Annotated in this window: 32 protein-coding genes; 19 read left to right on the top strand and 13 right to left on the bottom strand. The window is 66.1% G+C overall.

The window, feature by feature from the left end:
* Nucleotides 1-11 precede the first annotated feature (11 nt).
* Complete coding sequence (locus tag ACSYHF_RS17980) at nucleotides 12-545, bottom strand: hypothetical protein (protein WP_447575888.1); 534 nt, start codon at nucleotides 543-545, stop codon at nucleotides 12-14.
* Nucleotides 546-602: 57 nt separating this feature from the next.
* Between ACSYHF_RS17980 and ACSYHF_RS17985 the strand changes: the two genes are divergently transcribed.
* Entirely contained in the window at nucleotides 603-800 is a 198-nt protein-coding gene (locus ACSYHF_RS17985) for a hypothetical protein (protein ID WP_447575889.1), read from the top strand.
* Nucleotides 801-951: 151 nt separating this feature from the next.
* On the opposite strand, the gene ACSYHF_RS17990 is transcribed toward ACSYHF_RS17985, so the two are convergent.
* The 12 genes from ACSYHF_RS17990 to ACSYHF_RS18045 all read right to left on the bottom strand — a co-directional run bounded on the left by ACSYHF_RS17990 (nucleotide 952) and on the right by ACSYHF_RS18045 (nucleotide 8,456).
* Nucleotides 952-2,700 carry an SNF2-related protein gene (locus ACSYHF_RS17990; RefSeq protein WP_447575890.1) on the bottom strand — a complete coding sequence of 583 codons (1,749 nt, stop codon included), beginning with the start codon at nucleotides 2,698-2,700 and terminating at the stop codon, nucleotides 952-954.
* A complete protein-coding gene (locus ACSYHF_RS17995) occupies nucleotides 2,700-3,131 on the bottom strand; it encodes a hypothetical protein (protein WP_447575891.1) in 432 nt (143 codons plus the stop codon). The genes ACSYHF_RS17990 and ACSYHF_RS17995 overlap by 1 nt, the downstream gene beginning before the upstream one ends.
* On the bottom strand, nucleotides 3,131-3,373 hold the full coding sequence (locus tag ACSYHF_RS18000) for a hypothetical protein (RefSeq protein WP_180890537.1): 243 nt from the start codon (nucleotides 3,371-3,373) through the stop codon (nucleotides 3,131-3,133). Before ACSYHF_RS18000 ends, ACSYHF_RS17995 begins: the two co-directional genes overlap by 1 nt.
* On the bottom strand, nucleotides 3,366-4,154 hold the full coding sequence (locus ACSYHF_RS18005) for a phage antirepressor KilAC domain-containing protein (protein ID WP_447576446.1): 789 nt from the start codon (nucleotides 4,152-4,154) through the stop codon (nucleotides 3,366-3,368). Before ACSYHF_RS18005 ends, ACSYHF_RS18000 begins: the two co-directional genes overlap by 8 nt.
* Nucleotides 4,155-4,159: 5 nt before the next feature.
* The gene (locus ACSYHF_RS18010) at nucleotides 4,160-4,672 is read right to left on the bottom strand and encodes a hypothetical protein (protein WP_447575892.1); all 513 of its coding nucleotides are present in this window, start codon (nucleotides 4,670-4,672) and stop codon (nucleotides 4,160-4,162) included.
* A complete protein-coding gene (locus ACSYHF_RS18015) occupies nucleotides 4,672-5,202 on the bottom strand; it encodes a hypothetical protein (protein ID WP_447575893.1) in 531 nt (176 codons plus the stop codon). The genes ACSYHF_RS18010 and ACSYHF_RS18015 overlap by 1 nt, the downstream gene beginning before the upstream one ends.
* On the bottom strand, nucleotides 5,189-5,818 hold the full coding sequence (locus tag ACSYHF_RS18020) for a hypothetical protein (protein WP_447575894.1): 630 nt from the start codon (nucleotides 5,816-5,818) through the stop codon (nucleotides 5,189-5,191). Before ACSYHF_RS18020 ends, ACSYHF_RS18015 begins: the two co-directional genes overlap by 14 nt.
* A complete protein-coding gene (locus ACSYHF_RS18025) occupies nucleotides 5,766-6,767 on the bottom strand; it encodes a YdaU family protein (RefSeq protein ID WP_231352332.1) in 1,002 nt (333 codons plus the stop codon). The genes ACSYHF_RS18020 and ACSYHF_RS18025 overlap by 53 nt, the downstream gene beginning before the upstream one ends.
* The gene (locus tag ACSYHF_RS18030) at nucleotides 6,767-7,057 is read right to left on the bottom strand and encodes a hypothetical protein (RefSeq protein ID WP_447575895.1); all 291 of its coding nucleotides are present in this window, start codon (nucleotides 7,055-7,057) and stop codon (nucleotides 6,767-6,769) included. Before ACSYHF_RS18030 ends, ACSYHF_RS18025 begins: the two co-directional genes overlap by 1 nt.
* Before the next feature lie 92 nt (nucleotides 7,058-7,149).
* Nucleotides 7,150-7,476 (bottom strand): hypothetical protein, encoded by a 327-nt coding sequence (locus ACSYHF_RS18035; protein WP_197591096.1) that lies wholly within the window; start codon nucleotides 7,474-7,476, stop codon nucleotides 7,150-7,152.
* Complete coding sequence (locus ACSYHF_RS18040) at nucleotides 7,473-8,075, bottom strand: hypothetical protein (RefSeq protein WP_234413093.1); 603 nt, start codon at nucleotides 8,073-8,075, stop codon at nucleotides 7,473-7,475. Before ACSYHF_RS18040 ends, ACSYHF_RS18035 begins: the two co-directional genes overlap by 4 nt.
* A gap of 108 nt (nucleotides 8,076-8,183) precedes the next feature.
* Entirely contained in the window at nucleotides 8,184-8,456 is a 273-nt protein-coding gene (locus tag ACSYHF_RS18045) for a helix-turn-helix domain-containing protein (RefSeq protein WP_064239327.1), read from the bottom strand.
* A gap of 82 nt (nucleotides 8,457-8,538) precedes the next feature.
* Between ACSYHF_RS18045 and ACSYHF_RS18050 the strand changes: the two genes are divergently transcribed.
* The 18 genes from ACSYHF_RS18050 (at nucleotide 8,539) to ACSYHF_RS18135 (ending at nucleotide 18,392) form a co-directional block, all read left to right on the top strand.
* Nucleotides 8,539-9,072 carry a helix-turn-helix domain-containing protein gene (locus ACSYHF_RS18050; protein WP_080473171.1) on the top strand — a complete coding sequence of 178 codons (534 nt, stop codon included), beginning with the start codon at nucleotides 8,539-8,541 and terminating at the stop codon, nucleotides 9,070-9,072.
* Nucleotides 8,960-9,364: a hypothetical protein gene (locus ACSYHF_RS18055; RefSeq protein WP_223224759.1), complete on the top strand. Its 405-nt coding sequence runs from the start codon at nucleotides 8,960-8,962 to the stop codon at nucleotides 9,362-9,364. The genes ACSYHF_RS18050 and ACSYHF_RS18055 overlap by 113 nt, the downstream gene beginning before the upstream one ends.
* 12 nt (nucleotides 9,365-9,376) lie before the next feature.
* On the top strand, nucleotides 9,377-9,787 hold the full coding sequence (locus ACSYHF_RS18060) for a hypothetical protein (protein WP_197591095.1): 411 nt from the start codon (nucleotides 9,377-9,379) through the stop codon (nucleotides 9,785-9,787).
* A 123-nt stretch (nucleotides 9,788-9,910) separates the two neighbouring features.
* Entirely contained in the window at nucleotides 9,911-10,426 is a 516-nt protein-coding gene (locus ACSYHF_RS18065; protein WP_447575896.1) for a hypothetical protein, read from the top strand.
* Nucleotides 10,423-10,707 carry a winged helix-turn-helix domain-containing protein gene (locus ACSYHF_RS18070; RefSeq protein WP_447575897.1) on the top strand — a complete coding sequence of 95 codons (285 nt, stop codon included), beginning with the start codon at nucleotides 10,423-10,425 and terminating at the stop codon, nucleotides 10,705-10,707. Before ACSYHF_RS18065 ends, ACSYHF_RS18070 begins: the two co-directional genes overlap by 4 nt.
* Nucleotides 10,704-10,928: a hypothetical protein gene (locus tag ACSYHF_RS18075; protein WP_447575898.1), complete on the top strand. Its 225-nt coding sequence runs from the start codon at nucleotides 10,704-10,706 to the stop codon at nucleotides 10,926-10,928. The genes ACSYHF_RS18070 and ACSYHF_RS18075 overlap by 4 nt, the downstream gene beginning before the upstream one ends.
* A gap of 190 nt (nucleotides 10,929-11,118) precedes the next feature.
* Nucleotides 11,119-11,364 carry a hypothetical protein gene (locus ACSYHF_RS18080; RefSeq protein ID WP_049468170.1) on the top strand — a complete coding sequence of 82 codons (246 nt, stop codon included), beginning with the start codon at nucleotides 11,119-11,121 and terminating at the stop codon, nucleotides 11,362-11,364.
* Nucleotides 11,365-11,383: 19 nt separating this feature from the next.
* Nucleotides 11,384-11,590: a hypothetical protein gene (locus ACSYHF_RS18085; RefSeq protein ID WP_099498182.1), complete on the top strand. Its 207-nt coding sequence runs from the start codon at nucleotides 11,384-11,386 to the stop codon at nucleotides 11,588-11,590.
* Nucleotides 11,591-11,599: 9 nt separating this feature from the next.
* Nucleotides 11,600-12,052: a hypothetical protein gene (locus ACSYHF_RS18090; protein ID WP_447575899.1), complete on the top strand. Its 453-nt coding sequence runs from the start codon at nucleotides 11,600-11,602 to the stop codon at nucleotides 12,050-12,052.
* Nucleotides 12,045-13,124: a hypothetical protein gene (locus ACSYHF_RS18095; RefSeq protein WP_447575900.1), complete on the top strand. Its 1,080-nt coding sequence runs from the start codon at nucleotides 12,045-12,047 to the stop codon at nucleotides 13,122-13,124. The genes ACSYHF_RS18090 and ACSYHF_RS18095 overlap by 8 nt, the downstream gene beginning before the upstream one ends.
* A 252-nt stretch (nucleotides 13,125-13,376) precedes the next feature.
* Nucleotides 13,377-14,324: a phosphoadenosine phosphosulfate reductase domain-containing protein gene (locus ACSYHF_RS18100; RefSeq protein WP_447575901.1), complete on the top strand. Its 948-nt coding sequence runs from the start codon at nucleotides 13,377-13,379 to the stop codon at nucleotides 14,322-14,324.
* 8 nt (nucleotides 14,325-14,332) lie between these two features.
* Entirely contained in the window at nucleotides 14,333-14,653 is a 321-nt protein-coding gene (locus tag ACSYHF_RS18105; protein ID WP_447575902.1) for a hypothetical protein, read from the top strand.
* Nucleotides 14,646-16,661 (top strand): DNA cytosine methyltransferase, encoded by a 2,016-nt coding sequence (locus tag ACSYHF_RS18110; RefSeq protein ID WP_447575903.1) that lies wholly within the window; start codon nucleotides 14,646-14,648, stop codon nucleotides 16,659-16,661. The genes ACSYHF_RS18105 and ACSYHF_RS18110 overlap by 8 nt, the downstream gene beginning before the upstream one ends.
* Nucleotides 16,658-16,852 carry a hypothetical protein gene (locus ACSYHF_RS18115; protein WP_447575904.1) on the top strand — a complete coding sequence of 65 codons (195 nt, stop codon included), beginning with the start codon at nucleotides 16,658-16,660 and terminating at the stop codon, nucleotides 16,850-16,852. Before ACSYHF_RS18110 ends, ACSYHF_RS18115 begins: the two co-directional genes overlap by 4 nt.
* On the top strand, nucleotides 16,849-17,175 hold the full coding sequence (locus ACSYHF_RS18120) for a hypothetical protein (protein ID WP_241898948.1): 327 nt from the start codon (nucleotides 16,849-16,851) through the stop codon (nucleotides 17,173-17,175). Before ACSYHF_RS18115 ends, ACSYHF_RS18120 begins: the two co-directional genes overlap by 4 nt.
* The gene (locus ACSYHF_RS18125; RefSeq protein WP_447575905.1) at nucleotides 17,172-17,744 is read left to right on the top strand and encodes a hypothetical protein; all 573 of its coding nucleotides are present in this window, start codon (nucleotides 17,172-17,174) and stop codon (nucleotides 17,742-17,744) included. The genes ACSYHF_RS18120 and ACSYHF_RS18125 overlap by 4 nt, the downstream gene beginning before the upstream one ends.
* Nucleotides 17,741-18,151, top strand: a complete 411-nt coding sequence (locus ACSYHF_RS18130; RefSeq protein ID WP_447575906.1) for a hypothetical protein — start codon at nucleotides 17,741-17,743, stop codon at nucleotides 18,149-18,151. The genes ACSYHF_RS18125 and ACSYHF_RS18130 overlap by 4 nt, the downstream gene beginning before the upstream one ends.
* Complete coding sequence (locus ACSYHF_RS18135) at nucleotides 18,138-18,392, top strand: helix-turn-helix transcriptional regulator (RefSeq protein WP_447575907.1); 255 nt, start codon at nucleotides 18,138-18,140, stop codon at nucleotides 18,390-18,392. The genes ACSYHF_RS18130 and ACSYHF_RS18135 overlap by 14 nt, the downstream gene beginning before the upstream one ends.
* Nucleotides 18,393-18,463: the final 71 nt, after the last annotated feature.

Here is an 18,463-nt window from a genome sequence, read left to right on the forward strand (position 1 = left end):
GAAAAAGGCCCCTAAGTGGGGCCTTTTTTTGTAGGTGCTCCAAACAGTCGTCCCTTGAACTCTTGCCGGCCATCCTCCAGAGCCTGACGTAGTGCTGCGGTCGCCAATGCGTGCACCCGCAAGTACGCCCCCTTGCGCATCTTGACTGCTTTCGCAGCTTCCTGCGCGGTGCCCTTCCGTTCGGGCCATACCAGATCGTTCACGGCATCCTGCATCACAAGGCGCATTCGCCAACGGTCTGCCGGCTCGTCCAGTCGAAGCGCGAGCTCGGCCCCATTTCGACGCTCCCACTGGATCTGTCGCATCACACGCCTAGCCAGCGCCCGCCCGAGCGAGGCTAAGGGCACGCCCTGCCCCCGTAGCGCAACCGCTACAGCTGCCTGCTTGGCAACCGGATCCCGCATCAGCCCGACGGCACCTGCGATGTCGGCGGACGTCAATGGCTGTATGGACGACCGGCCGTTCGATGGCTCGCGGAAACTGCCGCCGACGAGCATGCGTGCGATCAGCTCGAGCGGGTCACGCTGCAGGGTGGGTTCAGGCACCTGCACTCGGTCGCGCACCACCCTCGCTGCTGGTGGCGCCGGAGGCAGGTGGGGTTTGTGGCCCCATGCCTTTGCCGCCTGAGCTTCGGCATCTGCGCCGACGCACAGCTCACTCTGGGCGCTGCAGCTCGCGCAGACAACCTGCGCGGTGCGCCGGCTGCTGGCGCTGCCCCGCGCGCGCATGCGTACTTCGTCGCTGCCGCAGTTGCCGCACGGCGTCAGGGCGGCCGCGGGCGCTGGCGCGGCTACAGCTGACATCAGGCCACCTCGCAGTTGCTGACCCAGCGGGACCGGCCGTCCTGCCAGACCTCCCACAGGCTGCCGTCAACCTGGCACCTGATTGGGCCCTCCTTTCCTTCCAGGTACAGGTGGTGGCTTGCCTCGTCCAGGCTGAGGAATTTGGGAATCATCGCGAGGTCTCCATGTCTGTCACGTTCGTTGTTTCCAGGGCCACGCCCTGCTGTTGAAGGAACTGCTGGGCCAGCGCGCGCAACTGGTTCTCGCCTACGTCCAGGCGCTCCACCAGGTGTTCCCCGGGGCTGCGGACGCCTTCGATCTGTTCCCGCTTCACCCCGAGCACGTCCGACACGATCGGGTCGCTGCCGCTGTCGGAGAGCAGGAAGTACGCCATGACCGGCTCGGTCTGCCCGTCGCGGTGGACGCGGCCGATGCACTGCTCGTGGACACCTGGCGACCAGTCCAGTTCGCCGAACACCACGGTGCTGCATATGTGCTGCAGCCCGTCGATGCCCGCACCCGAGCGGAGGCTGATCAGCATCACCTGGCTATCGCCGCTGATGAATGCGTCTTTCGCTGCCTGCTTCTGGCTCGGCGACTCGCTGCCGGTGTACATGACCGGGTTGTACGCAGCCAGCTTCTCCTGCCAGATGCTATAGACCTCCCGGTGCCAGCCGAACAGCAGCACCTTCTGGCCGCTCTCCAGCAGCAACCTGACGAACTCGGCCACGTAGGGCGCCTTGGCCACGCCGGTCGCCTGCCGCAGCAGGCGGTCGAACTCGCCGGCGGCCTGCATCTTCTCGCCGCGGTACTGCTCGTTGGCCCGCAGGATGATCCGCGCCAACGCCGCAGCGTCGCCGGTGATGGCGTCCAGTGCTTTGGTGTCGGATTCCACCTCGTGCGGGATCTTCGACAGCGCCGGTAGCTCACGCCCCACTTCCTTGCGGGTGCGGCGCAGCATGATCCCCTGGCGCCGCAGGTACTGGCCGAACTGCTCTGCGTCCTGCAGCTTGGCCTTCTCCCCGGGCGCGGAGATGCACCATTCCCGGAGGAACTCGTCATAGGTGCCCAGGCAGCCCGGCAGCAGCGGGTCGACCACATGGAAGAACTCGCAGCCGTAGTTGTAGATCGGGGTGGCGGTCAGGCCCATGCGGAGCCGCGCACGGCTGGCCAGATGGCGGCAAGCGCTGTGGATGCTGCTGTCCGGGCTGCGCAGCTGCTGGCATTCCTCAAACACCACGTACTGTGCGATCTCCCCCAGCGTGTCTGCCCAGCCCCGGAGCTTGTGGTAGCTGACCAAGATCACGTCCGGCAGCGTGCCCCACAGATCCTTGATCCTCTGCTTCGGTTGGCGCACGAGCGGGTATGGCGAGCTCTTCCTGATGTGGTGCACGCGCAACTGCGGTGCAAATTCGGCCAACTTCTCCGGCCAGTGGTTCGGCAGCGCCGCCGGGTACACCACCACGGCCGGCAGGTTTCCCGGCGCGGCCATCGGGCAGATGCCGGTGACCGTCTTGCCGAGGCCAAGATCATCGGCCAGCAGCAGCCCGCCGCGGATGGACAGCTGCGCCCCCGCCACCCGCTGGTACTCCCGCGGCGGCTTGGCCAAGGTGAACTCTGGAATCTGAACGCGGCCGGCCAACAATTCGCCCAGGCTGCGCTCCATGTCCACGTGCTCGTCCGCCAGCTGCTGCAGCGCGCGCTGCGTGTCGGCATCCATCGACAGCGGGTATCGCTGGGTGAACCATTGCAGCTCCCGGCTGTTCTCCGGCGTGGCCGACAGGTCGATGTGGTCTGCGGCGTGCTGGCGCACACGGGGAAATACGCGCTTCATGCGCGCGCGCACCTGTGGCTCGCAGATCACCCGCCAGGTACTGCCGGCGGCGCTGTACAGAAGGGTTCCATAGGTCGTCTGCATTACAGTGCCTGCCTCTTCAGGCGAATGATGTTGAAGGGTTTCCCCTGCCAGGCCGGCCGGGCCACGAGCGGGCGTTCACCCCAGCGCTCGGTAGTGGCGAGCAGCACACCGCGCACCTGCGGCAGGCTGATGTAGCGCCCAACCTGCCGCAGGGCGTCGGCGAGCGAGCCCGCTACCTTCACCTCGATCACCAGGCCGTCGAGCCAGAAGTCTGCGCGGTTGCTGGCATCGAGCCGGTACTCGCGCACGTGGGCATGGCCGGCCTGGTCAAGGACGGTCGACAGAGCCTGGTGCAGCTGCACCTCAGAGCCGTAGCGATACCCGAAGCCCGCCAGCAGCCGACCAATGCCCTTCAGTTGCAGCTGCTCTTCCATGGCGGTACCCGGCTTGACCGGCGTCGCCTCCCGGCGCATGACGACTTCCCCGGCCATCAGCTCACCTCCGGCCGCTGCGCGGCCTCAATTGCTTGGCGCATGTCTCGGCGCGTCGCTTGGGCCAGACAGGCAAGGCGAGCCGCGCGGGTGAAGGCCTCGGCCAAAATCTGTTGGGCCTCATCCTTCAGGTTCCACACGACAAGGCATTCCGGATCATTGCTGCGCACGTCTCGATCCATTGCCGCAACTTCGGCCAGCGCATGCACTGCCCGGTCCGCAAGGCTCGGATGGTCAGCCATGGACCACCTCCGCAGCCAGCTGCAAACCGGTGGCCGCGTCGGCCTGAGCCCAGGTCATCTGCCCCCGGTCGATGCTCTCGGCCAGCCGTGACAGACCCTTCGCGGTCACCAGCACCTGCTCGTGTATGCGCTCCTGCTCACCGTCGGTGCGCTGGATGCACGCCTTGTGCACCAGCAAGCCCTGCTGCAGGCGGTTCTGGTACGCCAGCCAGTTCTTGCTGCCCGCGCGGCGGTAGATCCAGCCGTGCTCGGACAGCCAGGCGAACAGCTGGCGCGGCTGGACCTGCAGCATCTTGGCGGCGGTGCTGATGTTGAAGGCGCCGTCAGCCTGGGTCAGCCGCAGCAGCGCGCGGACCTGCGGCTCCTGGTACTGCACACGCGCCTCAAGGATCTCGGCCTTTTCGCTGTAAGACAGAAGCAGCGCGCGCAGCGTTGCCGGATCGGTCAGCGCCTGCATCGGGTCAGGTGCAGGCACCCCTGCCGCCAACGCGTCATAGGCGCGGATCACCTGCAGGCTGAAGCTGGGGCTGATCCACATGGCGTAGGCATAGACCAGCTCGCGCACCACGTAGCTGCCGCCGTAGCGGCCGGCCACCGAGTGCACCGGGTAAATCCGGGAATCACCGGAGTTGACCAGCTCGGCCACCAGTTCCTCGGTCTGCTTCAGTCGCTGCCAGTCGCTGGGCTGGTGGCGCTTCGCACCACCGGATGCCTGGTGCAGGTCGTTCAGGCAGAACCTCCCCACGTCGTCGCGGCGCACAGTGACCCCGCCAATCATCATTGTGTTCAAGAGAACACCTCCGTTTTCCAGCCGCCGCCTGGGGCGCGCTGGACTGCCAGGAATCGAAACGGGTACATCTCGGCGGCCACCTTCACCTTCACGCGGGCGTCTTCCTCCCAGAAGCCCTTCACCTCGTGGGCCTCCAGGTCACCAGCGGCCGTCATCACGAAGAAGTCGATGGTGAGGTGGGTCTTTTCGGCCAACTTCAGCTTCACCGACTCGAACCGGAACCATGCGATCTCGCCGGCGGCCAGCTGCAGCGCCAGATGCGCGGCATAGGCTTCTTCGGTCTTGTTCATCTCCCCGGGCACGTGCCGCGGCCTACCGCGTGCCACTTTGCCGGCGGCGTTTCCATTGCCAGAGGGCTGAACAGCAGACGGCGGGCGGTAGGCGCGCGGCGCGGCCGGTGCAGGCCCCGCTGCCGGCGCACTGGCCTGCACGAGGCGGCGCATGCCTTCCGGCATGTCCTGGACGGTTGCGTAGCGCAGGGAACGGCTGGATGTCTTCTTCGGCGGCATCAGGCAGATGCCTCCATAGCGCTCCACACGCGCATTGCTCGCTGCCGGAATGCGTCGAACTCCTGCCGGGCGCGTTGCTGCGCGGCCTGGTGCTCGCGGTCCATCTGCTCGAGCATGCAGTCAAATTCGACGTTAAGCAGTGCCATCAGCTGTTCCATGGACAACCCGCCGCGCGTGCGCTGCCCCGATGGTGGCGCGAACATTGGCATGGCCAACTGCTGCTGACCCGAGGGCGGCGCCGGCGCACGCTCTACGCGGCCGGCCTCAGTCGCAGCCCACGTCGCCACCGGCCGCCCATCGCGGCCGCTGTCGCGGTTCTCGCACCTGCGCACCAGGCCATCACCGTCCAGCTCTCGCAAAAGGCCGGCCACGGCGGCCGTGCTCAGCAGCATCACCTCGCGCGGCGCGCCTGACTCGAGCGCGGCGTTGCCCATCAGCTCCAAGGCCTCCGCTGCAGTGCTCTCGCCGTGGATGCCCAAGCAGAACAGCAGCAGCTGCCGCTGGTAGGCGCGGATTTCAGCCGGCTCCATGCGTGCCTCCGAAACCCAGATCCGCCGCGGCCTGCGCCATGGCGCTGCGGGCGGCGTCACGGTTGCGCACCACGTGCAGTTCTGGCTTGGGTGCAGGCAATGCAGCCATCGCCTCGGGCACGGCGCCGCCGTCCATGACGTGCTTCACCGCCCTCTCGTAGGCGCTGGCCAACATGCGCTGCTGCTGCGCGCCGCTCTCGGCCGTTGCGTAGGCGTGCAGGTCCAGATTCGATCGCACCAGCACGGTGAACCCGCTATGTGCCTGGCCGGGACGCATCTGGCCGTCGACCTCGGCCAACGACGGCACGCCCAGGCACATGGCTCGGAATTGCCCAGGGTTGGGCGGCCACTGCAGCGCACTGCGCAGGCAGTTGCCCATTCCGTCGGCGACCTGTCGCGGGGTGATTCCGATCAGCACCTGGAACCACAATTCACCGGCGGTGGTCAGGCTGCCCGCGTTGTTCACCGGGGCTGAGCCGTTCTCACGCACCCACTTCCCGGGAAACATGCCGGCCATCCGTTCCCACACCGTCCACAGCATGCTCACCGCGCGCTGGTCCGGCTCAGTGGTGGACGGGCTCGAACTCGACGTCGATGACATCGCCGCCCGTTCCACCAAAGCCGCCAACTCCCGCGCGCTGCTCGAATTGTCGCCGCTGCTCTGTGACCTGATCGGCAGAACCTGGCTGATGGCTTGCATTGGTGCCTCCGGTGGTATTGGGGATTGCGGGCATTGCGCCTGCCGCATGGCGGTTGCGGGCGGTCTTGATTGCCCAAGGGAACGGGTTCGTGACCGGTGGCGATCGCGCCAGCCCTTCAGCGACCGTGTGCCCCAGCGTCTCCGGCGTCACGCCCTCCTTCAGGGCGGCCAGCAGGTCGGGGTGGCTCGGGTTGGTGGAATGGCAACCGGCCTTGCGCATCAGCAGGCACGCACGCCCCGCGTCGGTCACGCCCCCCAGAGATCCTTGAGTGAGATGTGATGTATCTGGAGTAGTAATGGGGTCTGGGGTCTGGGTACCCGTGTTCACACCTGTGTTCACACCACCTGTCACACGTGACTCTGCGTGACATGTCACGCGTGACAACTGATCGAATGTCACGCGCTCGTCGCCCGTGACATGCGTGACATGGAGCGCCTTCAGCTGTGCCATCGTGACCATTCCTCCCGGCACGACGCCGACGGCGCGCAGGTCTTCGAACAGCATGGTTCTGCGTGCTCGGGTGCGTGCTTGGCGCTCGGTTTCATTGCTCTTTCGGGCATCGCGTCGACCTTGGCCCTCGGCAATACGGCCTTGCGCCTTGGCGATTTGTTCATCGCAGCGCTTGCTGTGCCGCAATCCGTCTTCTGCCACGGGGAAGTAGCGCTCGGCGACCTTCTTGACCGCAGCCTTGTCCGCCGCAGTGATTGCGCCGGCGATGATGTACAGCTCGGCCAGGCTCTCTGGCAGCGCCTGCTCTTCCGAGTAGTACGCCAGCATCAGCTTGAAGTAGACGCCGTGGTCGGTCAGGGACAGTCGGGTCGTGTCCTTGAGGTAGTCGCCCGGGAACATCTCGAAGTAGATCATCAGGGATCCCCGGCACCTTGCTTGCCGCGCGCCGCAGCACCGGAGCTGCCAATCCTGGTCAGCTCATGCTCGTTGGGCGGCAGCGTCTCCAGCCGGTATGTCTCACCCAGACTGTTGCGCCAGCGATACGCCGTGGCGCGGCTCACGCCGAAGTGCCGGACAATGGCCTCAACGGTTGGGAAATCGCTGAGCTCGACTGCCCAGCGCACGAACTCCATGACGATCCTGGTGGTGTTGTAGCCAGCAAGAGCGTGCTGCGGCGCGCTGCGCCGCGGCTTCTTTTCAGACATCGCGGTGGCTACCGGAGCTACGGCCGGCTCTCGCTCGGCCGGAGCGGCGCGGAGCGCAGGGCCACAGCGCAGACCGAGGGTCGGACTGATGTTCATCCTGTCGCCCCCGCATGACCCGATACGGGAACTTCACGCCCCATCGCGGTGCTCAGCTGCCGCAGGCTGGGAAGCCGCCGCCTGGCGGCCGCCGGATCGTTGAGGTCCTGCAGCGCTAGCTGCCAGCGATATGCCGTCGCGCGCGACAGGCCGAATTGCTTCTGGAGCACATCAACGCGCACCGGCTGCGGCTGCTCTTTGGCCCAGAGGACTACATCCACCATGGGCAGGAGCGGTACCACACTCTCGGGGATGCGACGGCCGGCACTGTCGAATTCGCTGACCACGGCGATTGCCCAGCTCACCATTGCACCGCCGCTCATCGCTGCGCACCCTGCACCGCTCGCGGCGCCAGATCCTGCAGGTGGCCCGACACGTAGCGCTTGGCCGTCACCAGTTCCGCCTCGAGCTGACCGATCTCGTCCAGCGCGCGGCGCAGCTCAGGTATGTCCTTCGGGCAGATGCGGCCGTCGGCCAGGACGTTGGTGATCGCTTCGAGCGTGTGACCGAACTCCACCGACAGGCGGGCCACAGCCAGCACGCCGGCATGCGGCTCCATCATCGGAATTCGGGCACCGAGAAAGCCATAGCGCTGGGCCAGCTCGCGCGAGCAGGCGTCGCGCCAGTGCGGCGGCAGCGCACGAACCCACGACTCTTCCAGGTCAACAGGCATCTTGACTGTGCCATTGCGGATGCGGGCAATGAGCTGGCCGTTGGACTTCAGCGCTTTTTCGGCGCTGTCGGCGTCTACACCGACATGGAAGTGCAGGATGCGCTCGGCTGGCGCTACGTCCGCCATGTACTGCTCGGCGATCGCCTGGGCAAGGCTGCTGTCGGTGTGGCCGCTGTTGCGGATGGCGTCGGTCGTGTGCCGGAACACCACCGCAGAGCGCGGCTCATGGTACTGAGGATCAGGCTTCATTTACGCACCTCGGGAGGCGATGCAAAGTGGTCGCCATGGACAGGACGACCGAAATTCATGGATTTGGTGGCTTGCGGATCGCAGCTCAGCGCTCAGGTGAGAACGCGATTACGCCGCGTCGACCGGCACGATCCGGTCAGCGTCTGGGTCGGTCTCCGAGCAGGGGAGTTCGCCGAAGATGTCAGGCCGCAATTCATGCCTCGAGACTTGGGTCATCGCCTCGATCGACAGGATGTGGTGCGCGGCAACCGGCCGACGGCCTGTGCGCCATTGCGAAACCAACGCGGGGTGAACCTTGAGCAGGCGCGCTAGTGCGCCCTGCCCTCCTACCGCGTCGATGGCCTTTTGGATCGGTACCACGGGGTGGTTGGGCTCGTTCATGCGCCAAACATAGCAGTGCTATTTACCCATGTAAATAGCATCGCTGTTCGTTTTCCTGAACACCTTCAAATAGCATCGCTATATGCCTAGGCCAGCCAACCCCAAGACCGCTGAAGGCCGCGCTATCGCGGAGGCCATCACCCGCGCCGGCCTGACCCAGGCGCTGGTTGCCGAGCGACTGGAGGTCACCCCCAGCTTCATTTCTCAGTTTTCGACTGGCTTGCGACCAGTGCCCTGGGACAAGGCAGAGGCTTTGGCCGATGTTCTCGGGCTACAGCCCCAGGAAGTAAGCGCTGAATACGCTCGTCTCATGGACAGTTTCGGCACGTCTCAGGTTGCGAGACTTAACGCCGATATCGTCGTGGCCGCCATCGCTGTGGTGCGCAAGGCTCTAGATCTGGCCACAGGCGAGACATTCGATGTCGAGCAATCGCCCGATCTGTTTGCCCAGGCGCTGCGCGTTGCACTTGCTGCGGATTTGAGGAAACAGGGGAAGCGTACAGATGGATCTCGATCAGGAGATGGACAAGCTGGCTCAGCTGATCGCGCTGCGCGCGCAGCGGAAGATGGGCGACAAGCCCAAGCTCACGGTGGTCGGAAGCGTAAAGCCGGCTGAGCTGCCGGCTACAGCACCTGATGGAGTCAGCAGGAAGATCACGCACTCGGCGGTCCGCATGGACGTCGTACTTCGTGAGTCCCACTGCCGAATGATCCGGCACTTTCAGAGACGTTGGGGCTCTCCCATGCAGCTCCTGATCGACCAGGCTTGTTTCGGTTACATGGGCATCGAACAGCTTCCGGATGATGACCTGATCCAGCTGCATAAGGACTTGGAGCGCGCCGAAGATTGCCTGCGGGACGGCGTCAGCTTTGAAGATGCCGGCTTACTCCGCAGCCGCTATGGTTAAGAGGCATGACCAATGAGGAAGTATTTTTCTGCCGCTGGGATCGTGGTGCTCGCCCTTTGTGGGTGCGTCAACGCAAGCAACCCTAGCAACGATCCTGCGCGCGCCGCGGCTGCCCGTGCTTCTGCATCGGCAGCCGAGGCTGCGACAAAAGCTCAAGAGGCCATCGACACGCTCAAGGGATCAACGGCCGAACTGTGCGAAGGCGAATCTACTGCTGCCGAGCGCATCATGAAGGCAAGGCAGATGGGCACACCGATGGCTACCGTCATGGCTACTGCAACGAAGTATGGTGAGCCGTACGTGGGCTTCGTCCACAAGGCCTATGACCTTCCTCGCTTGACCAGTGAGGCCGCCAAAGACGTGGTCACGGGGGAGTTTAGAGACGCTGCATACAGCGACTGCCTCAAGCGTTGGGAATTCTGATTTCTTAACGGATTCAGAAATTCATTGTGACAAACACGACCCGTAAACAGCATCGCTATTGTAAAGGTTAGATAGCAGCGCTATTGTTCCGTCATCGGCAGCCGCCGGAACGGAGACCTAGCAATGCCCCTGACCCTCAGCACCAAGCGCACCGCCCGCGTCGGCCTGGCCGCCCTGGCATGCTTCACTGCCCTGGGCGTGGTTGCCTGGGCCACCCCCACCGATGCACCCGCTGCGGCTACCGACGACGCGCCAGACGGCCTCGTGATCACCAGCCCCCGCATCTGCGCCGCCCTGGCTGTGTATGAACTGGCCGCCGGGGACGATTGGGCACTGCGTGCCACCGTCGCCAACACGACCCTCAACGCTTTCCGCGATGCAGACCGGGTGCCCGACTGCGCAGCCGGCGTCACTGCGGCGCTGACGCAGAACTTCGAGCCGGCGCGCTGGCAGCTTTCCCTCGACGCGGCAGATGCCGTCCTGAGCGGCTCCTATGAGATTTCCCCGGCGGCATGCGTCCGGGCCAATGCGGTTGTCCCCCTGTCGACCGCAGACGGCAAAGAGCCGAGCACCTCCCCGGTGCTGGCCCGGGCGCAGTGCGTCATGCACGAACTGGCCTTCGTGGAGGTGGCGCCGTGATCACCGGCCTCCTTACCGAACCGCGCGCCGCGATGATCGGCACACAGCGCCTGCCCCTGAGCCCCACCGAATCTAGGGTGCTGCAGCTGATCATCAACGCAGGTGACACCCCGATCAGCCGCTTCCAGATCGAGCGGGAGATCTACGGCGCCTTCGGCCGCAAGTCGAACACCGTCGAGGTGACCATCTGCCGCCTGCGCCAGAAGCTGGCCCAGCACGGCTACCGCATCAATGCCACCCGCAGCCGTGGCTACACGATCAGCCAGGCCGGTGCAGCATGATCGCCGCCATCACCTACCCCCTCGCACAGCGCGCGGCCGTCGCCGCCAAGGCAGCCGCTACGGCCGCCACTGGTATGGGCTTCGCACCGAACCTGGTCGCCGCAGCCGCTGACGTTGCCGCGCGCGCAGTGCTGGAGCGTCGCGCCAGTGCCGGCCGAGCCGTTGCCGACGTGCGCAGGAACCTTCGCCGCATGTTGCGGGCACAAGGCGGTGCCGCATGAGGGCGCCTGCGATCAAGCTCCCAGCACCCGATCTGACGTCGGACCAGCGCGCGGCCTTGGAGCGCGCGAAGCGCCCCCGCCGGCATCCCTACCGCGTGTACTGCACGCACCAGGCGAGCGCGCAGCGTCAGCGCGAGGCGGAAGAGCAGCGCCAGCGCGTCGCGCCGAACCTTCACAGGTTGGTGCGCTGATGGACGGCCTGCATCCGATCGGCGGCGGCCTGGACGCGGTGATCGTCAGCACGGCCACACCGACGCCCGAAGAGAGGCTGCAGCGCTATGCGGCGGCAGTTGCTGCCCACCCGTGCCGCTGGTTCTCGCTGCGCGTGCAGTTCGGCCAGATCCTGCAGCGCTCGCTCAAGAACGGCATCCAGGTGGGCTACGCAGCGTGGCAACGGCAGATGCCGGCTCTCTGGCCACGCACACAACTCCGCTGACGCTTCGCCGGCGGCATCCATGGACCTCCGCAACCAGCTCGACATCTTCGACCACGACCCAGCCCGCCTGGCCAAGGCCAACCGCGCCGCCGCCGAGCATGCACTGACCGATCCGTTCTTCTCCGCGAAGGTCCGACAGGACCGTCACGACTACTACATCGCCGAAGCCGAACGCCTTGAGCGCTTGGCAGCCATGGCCGAGAAGCCGGCCACCACCGCAGCCTGAGATCTCCCGATGAAACAGCCTCAGCCCAGCGACGCCAAATCTTCAACACCGATCCCCGATAGCGCGATTGAAGCGTTCCGCGCTGCCTACGCCATTCACGGTACCCAGAAGGGCTACGCCGAGGCCATCCGCGCCGGCCTCGCCGCCGCTGCGCCACTGATCAGCCATGACGCCCTGCTCTCGCTCGAGCAGGATGCGCAGGCCTACCTGGTGCGGCAGCTGGACATTGCCCTGAATGGTGAAGCCGCCGCAGCACGCGAGCCGGTGCTGGCTGATCTTCTGAGCCAGTGTCAGAACGAGGTTCGCCGCCGCAGCGGCCCAGTTTTGACCACGCTTCCGATCGGCGTGCAGCACCACCTACGGGAGGTGTTCAGGGATATGGCCGACCGCGCGCGCCTGCTGACCGACGCCGCCGTGCGTGAAGTTGTGCTGATGGGCGCTACGGAGGTGCGCTGTGGCTGACCGCCAAATGGCTACCACCCCGGCCGCCCAGCCCTCCCCGGGTGGTCAGGGGGATGCGCCGCCGTGCTGGTGGATTGACCACGGCACCTATGGGCTGATTACCCAGCGCCAGGACGAAGCGGATGCCGCTGTCAATGCTGGAAAGCGAGTGGTTTCCTATGCCGCCCGCCAGCCGGTAAGCGATCAGCACCCGGACGACCTGGCCGTGGATGCGTTTGCCGCAGCCATGAAGGCCAAGATGGCCGAAGCGCGCGCCAAGGGCCGTGGCGGTTGGGAGGATCCCACGCAGTGCAGCGCAGATGACCTGACCCGCATGCTGCGCGACCACGTGGAGAAGGGCGACCCGCGCGACGTAGCCAACTTCTGCATGATGCTGCACCAGCGCGGTGAGGCTATCGCCGCCTGCCAGGCGGTGGGGCGCAGCTTCCAGGCTGGCGTGGCCGAATGGATGGGCCAGTGCTTCCTGCCATCGCTCTACAGCAACATGACCGAGCGCGGCGACCGCCTGCTGGAGGAAGTGCTGGAGCTGCTGCAGGCCAACGGCTACGACAGCGCGCGCGTGCCCACCCTGGTCAACTACGTCTTCGGTCGCCCGGTCGGCGAGCCTGCGCAGGAAGTCGGCGGCGTCATGGTCACCTTGGCCGGCTACTGCTGGGTGGCGGGCCTGGACATGCACGCTGCAGGAGACGCGGAGCTGGCTCGCATCAACCAGCCCAAGGTAATGGCGAATATCCGTGCCAAGCAGGAGGCAAAGAACGCCCTGCACTTCGAGACGCCGCTGCCGGGTGATGCTGGCGCCGCCATTGAGGAATGGCCACGCGAGGGCGACCTGGTTCGATACGGTGATGGCTGTAGCTCGCTCGCTATCCGGCTTGGCCCGCACGCAGGCGGCTGGCATGGCTATCAGTGCTGCGGTGGCTACACCTTCTTTACCAAGGCATACAGACCCAGCCGTGCCGATATGGACACTTGGCTGGACTGCGCCAAGTACCGCGACGAGCGCACGAAGGAGGCAGACAACCGGGTCGCGCACGAAATGTACCTGCTCGACAGCCAGGCGGTGCAATCGTGAAGGCCGCTCTGCGCGATGCGTCGTTCTACGCCTGCCCGAGTGGTCACGGGCACAACCCGCGCCCGCCAAAGTGGCACGCCATCGTGGACCGCCCCGGCAACAAGTGGGGGGCAGACCGTGGTCCCGCTTGCGGTATCCCGTTCCACACCGAAGAGACGGAGGTGGACGCCGAGACCATCACTGTGCGTCAGCGGTGTCGGAAGCCGGGTTGCAAGGCCGCATTCGCTGCAATCGACAGCCAGGCGGTGGGCAATGGCTGAGCGCATACAGCACCTGGTGAATGTCTCCGGCGGCAAGGACAGCACGGCGGTGTACCTGCGTGCTATCGAGCTGGGCCGGCCCTTCCGCGCCGTGTTTGCCGACACCGGCAACGAGGATCAGCGCGTCTACGACTACGTTGCCGAGCTGGCGCACAAGACTGGCGGCCCCGAGGTCGAAACTGTCCGCGCGGACTTCACCCGGCAGCTGGCTCAGCATCGCGCTTACATTCTCGAACGCTGGCCCAGCGAAGGTATCCCTGATGAGATCGTTCGGCAGGCCGCTGCGCTGCATGAGCCCACAGGCAACCCGTTCCTGGATCTCTGCATCAGCAAGGGGCGCTTCCCTTCTCGGATGGCGCAGTTCTGCACCGAGGAACTGAAGACGATCCCGATCACCACCCAGGTGGTCGGGCCGATGCTGAAGGCTGGGCCGGTGCTGCAGTGGCTGGGCATCCGAGCGGAAGAATCCGCCAACCGCGCCAAGCAGCCGCGCTTCAATCGGCATGAATCCGGCTGCTACGTGTGGCGGCCAATCTTCGATTGGACGGTTCAGCAGGTATGGGACCAGCACCGTCGCCACGGCCTTGAGCCCAACCCGCTCTATGCCCTAGGCATGGGCCGCGTCGGCTGCATGCCCTGCATCAACTGCCGCAAGGGCGAGCTGCGGAACATCGCGGACCTGTTCCCCGATCACATTGAGCGCATCCGACAGTGGGAAGAAATCGTCGCCTCGGCCAACAAGCGCCGCAGCGCAACGTTCTTCCCGGCCGTCACCGACCCCACCGACGTGGAGCGCCCTGGCACCTACTCGCGGATCGACACGCTGGTCGAATGGAGCCGCACCAGCCGAGGCGGCCGCCAGTTTGATCTGTTCTTCCAAGCCCAGGCCGGCGGCGGCTGTACCTCTGACCTCGGCCTGTGCGAAAGGAGCGCTGCGTGACTCGTCCCATGGCTGCCCAGCTGCTCACCGCTGCAATGGTCCAAGCGGAGCCGATCCAATCAGCCTACTCCGATGGCCCCGTGTGGAATGCCTTCGGCCTGACCCGTGCCGCATACCTGGTCGTTCCTCGGCGAACGCTTCAGTCCATGCCACTGGAATGGCAGGAACGCTTCGTCGCCCTGATGGCCGAGGCGTACGAGCGCCTTCCCGACTGCGCCTTTCCCGAGTACAGCGTGCTGCGCAAGGAACACGGCCGATTCATCACTGACCCGCTCCGTGACTACCGCCACACCGGCCCCTTTGCTCCCAAGGAATCCTCCCATGGCTGACGGCTCCCACGCTTTCAACTTCCCCATGCCGCAGCGCTCCCGCCTGCGCCCCGGCGAGATCGTTGTGGATCTGTTCGCCGGCGGTGGCGGCGCCAGCGAGGGCCTCAAGCAGGCCCTCGGCATCGATCCCGCCCTGGCCTACAACCACGACGAGCTGGCCATCGGCATGCACGCCGCCAACCACCCCCTGACCCAGCACCACCGCGAGGATATCTGGCACGCAGACCCTCGCGTGGACGTGGCCGGCCGCCCTATCGGCTGGTTCCATGCCTCGCCCGACTGCACGCACTTCAGCCAGGCCAAGGGCGGCCAGCCGCGCAGCCGCAAGACCCGCGCATTGTCGTGGGTGGTGCTGAAGTGGGTTGGCCAGCTGCTGCGTGCTGATCGGCTTTACGGGACCAACACCGCGCCGCGCATCATCTCCATGGAGAACGTCTGGCAGATCCTGACCTGGGGCCCGCTGGTGGCAAAGCGCTGCAAGACCACCGGCCGCGTCATCAAGATGGACGGCACCGTTGCAGCGCGCGGCGAGCGCGTTCCGGTCGAAAACCAGCAGCTGGTGCCGGACAAGCGCCATAGCGGCCGCACCTGGCGGCAGTTCGTGGGCGCCCTGGGGGCGCTGGGCTACGCAGTCGAGTGGCGGAAGTTGGTGGCCAGCGACTACGGCGCCGGCACCAGCCGCGAACGCCTATTCCTGCTCGGCCGCCGCGACGGTCAGGCCATTGTGTGGCCAGAGCCGAGCCACGGCTCTGCTCCGGGCCAGAAGCCGCGCGTGACCGCCGCCGACTGCCTGGACTTCTCCATCCCCTGCCCGTCCATCTTCGGCCGCAAACGAGACCTGGCAGATGCGACCATGCGGCGGGTCGCGAAGGGCGTAATGCGCCATGTGCTGCAGTCCGCTGATCCGTTCCTCGTGCCGGTGCCGCCCACCTGCCGCGACAACAGCAGCGCCGCCGCTGCCTTCATCGCCGAGCACGCGAACAGCAGCCACGCCCTCGGCTCCATGCGCGCGAACGAACCGCTGCGTACGGTATGCGCCGGGGTGAAGGGGGGCCACTTCTCTGTCGTGTCTCCGACGCTTGTCCAGACGGGCTACGGCGAGCGCGAGGGCCAGGCCCCGCGTGCGCTGGACCTGCAGCAGCCGCTCGGCACGATTGTCGCGGGCGGTGTAAAGCACGCTGTGGCCGCGCCGCATCTGGTGAAGTTCCGCGGCGACAGCATCGGCACGGCGGCCACCGAGCCCGTGCCGACGATCACTTCTGGTGCTGGTGCCGCACGCCCGGCAGGCGCCGCGCATGCCCTCGGCGTGGCCGCTGCGTCACTGGTCACCCTGCGCAACAACATGGCGGGTGGCGATGCGTGCGAGCCGATAGCGACCATCGCTGCCCAAGGCAACCACCATGGGTTGGCGACCGCATTTCTGGAACAGGCCAACGGCGGGTTCTATGAGGGGGCCGGCAACGATGCTCGCGACCCGGTCAGCACCATTACTGCCAGCGGCAGCCAGCAGCGCCTGGTCGCTGCACACCTGACGGCGATGGCGCAGAACGTGGTGGGGAACGATCTGCGGGTGCCTCTTCCGACCGTGCTCGCCGGTGCTACGCGCTTCGCGGAAGTGGAATGCACCCTGAGCCCCGAACAGGAAGCAGGCGCCCTGCGCGTCGCCGCCTTCTTGGTGAAGTACTACGGCAGCGGCATCGCCGTGGGGCTCCATGACCCCGTGGACACGGTCACCACCAAGGACCGCCTGGCGCTGGTCACTGTGGTCATCAAGGGCACGCCCTACGTGATCGTGGATATCGGCCTGCGCATGCTCAAACCGCATGAGCTGTTCCGTGCGCAGGGCTTCCCGGTGACCTACATCATCGACCGCACCGCCGACGGCACCGTGCTGAAGACCACGGCCCAGGTGCGCATGTGCGGCAACAGCGTCAGTCCGCCACCCATGTTCGCGATCGCAGAGGCCAACCTTGACCGGGTGCCGGCCGACATGGCGGTGGCGGCATGATCGGCGCTGCCCTGGCCAAACACACAGCACGCGTGCTGCTGACCGAATGCCAGGCACGCCGGCACGGCCTTGGCTTCTGGTTCGCCTTCAACGCTGCACAGCGCGCGCGCATGCGCGCGGCCGCTCCCGCAGCATTGCCGGCAGCGCCGCGCGCACCGGCACTGCCGGCCCAACTGGAGCTGTTCGCATGAGCCCCGGCCGCAATGCTGCATCTATCCGCGCTGCTCTGCGCGGCGCCGCTCCCGCCCACGTCACCGCGCGGGACATGATCCGCCGTCACTGCCGGGAGCACGGCAAGCAGCTGGCATGCCTTGCGCCCGCCTGGGGCTGCCAGGTGTTCAGCGTTTGGCGCGCATTCGGCCGGACGTCCCGCCCCCTGCAGCCGCATCAGGTTGAGGGCGCGATCACAACGCTGCAGCTGGACGAGTTCGATGCGAACGAGCTACGGCTGCGTGCTGCTCGCGAAGCAGGGTGGCACATCGATCCCAAGATGCTGCTCGAGGGCGGAGCATGAGCGGCGATGCCTCGACCATCAGCACAGCACCGCCGCAGACTGCGAGTGACGCCGTGCGCGAGATGCGAGCAGCAGGCCGCGCCGGTCATGCGGTGCCGGCCGATCAGGTGAATCGATGGGCCACCACGCTGATGCGTCTGTTCGGCCAGCAGCGGGCCGTCAGGCTCGAGCAATGGGGCGGATCGTTCTGGTATCAGATCGATGAAAGGCAGTGGTACCGAGCCCTTGCAGCTGGCGAACAGGTCCGGGCTCTTTACACCCAGCCGCTGCTCCACGAGGTCCGCAGGGCCGGCAAAGATCGGGATCACATCTGGTCGGCGGATCGAACGCACTGCACCGTCTGTAACGACCCCTTCGATTGGGCCGATCCGTACTGCAACCCACCCAAGCCGCCGGTGCCGATCGCGCTGAAACCCCAGCCGTTCAATCCGTCCTGGGTTCTCCCGCTGCTAGACCGACTGGAGCGAGCGTTGAAGCGTGAAGGCAAGCGGGAAAGGGACGAGTGGGGTTTCAGGATTTCGCAGATGCGTAAGTCAATCGAAGAGCATACGAAGGAGAAATCACATTGACCGTTGAGCACATCAAGGCCGCCGCGGGCGAGCGGTCACCACTGATCCACCACCAGCGCGCGGCCATAGCGGTTGCAGCAGCGCTCGAAACCGCCCTGACCAGCACGCGCCCCGCCAGCGGCGGCGGCCGCGCATTGACCTTCACATTTGCCGGTGAGCCGCAGCTGCAGGCCGCGTGCGACGCCTGGCGCGCATATGCCCTCGCCACCATCGACACGCAGGCGCCGCTGGCGGAGACGGCGACCCAGCGGCTGACGGCCCAGATCGGCCTCGCCCTTTTCGATGACCCCACCATGGACCTGACACAGATCGCAAACCTTGTGTCCCTGGCGCGGTCGGATTCGCACACTGCGCTGCTGTTGGCGCCCACCACTGAAGTAGCGGAGGCCCGAGATGGGCGCAGCTGAGAACATCCCCGAAGTCCTGCTGAAGCTCGAGCAGGTCGAAGCCCAGACCGGGATGAAGAAGAGCTACATCTACCGCGAGATGGAGAAGGGCACTTTCCCGCCCAGGCACAAGGTCGGCGGCGGCACTCGCTGGTACCAGAGCGACATCCAGCGTTGGATCCGCGCACGCAGGAGCGCCCCGCAGTGGACGCCCGAGGATGCGGGGCGGCCAGCGGCCAACTGCGACAGCAGCAGAGCGTAAACGGTCACCGAGCGGTCACCGAGCGGTACTGGCTTGACGAAGAAGGCACTGCGGATGATCCTAAGTGCCTG

The organism is Stenotrophomonas maltophilia group sp. P373, assembly GCF_053295075.1.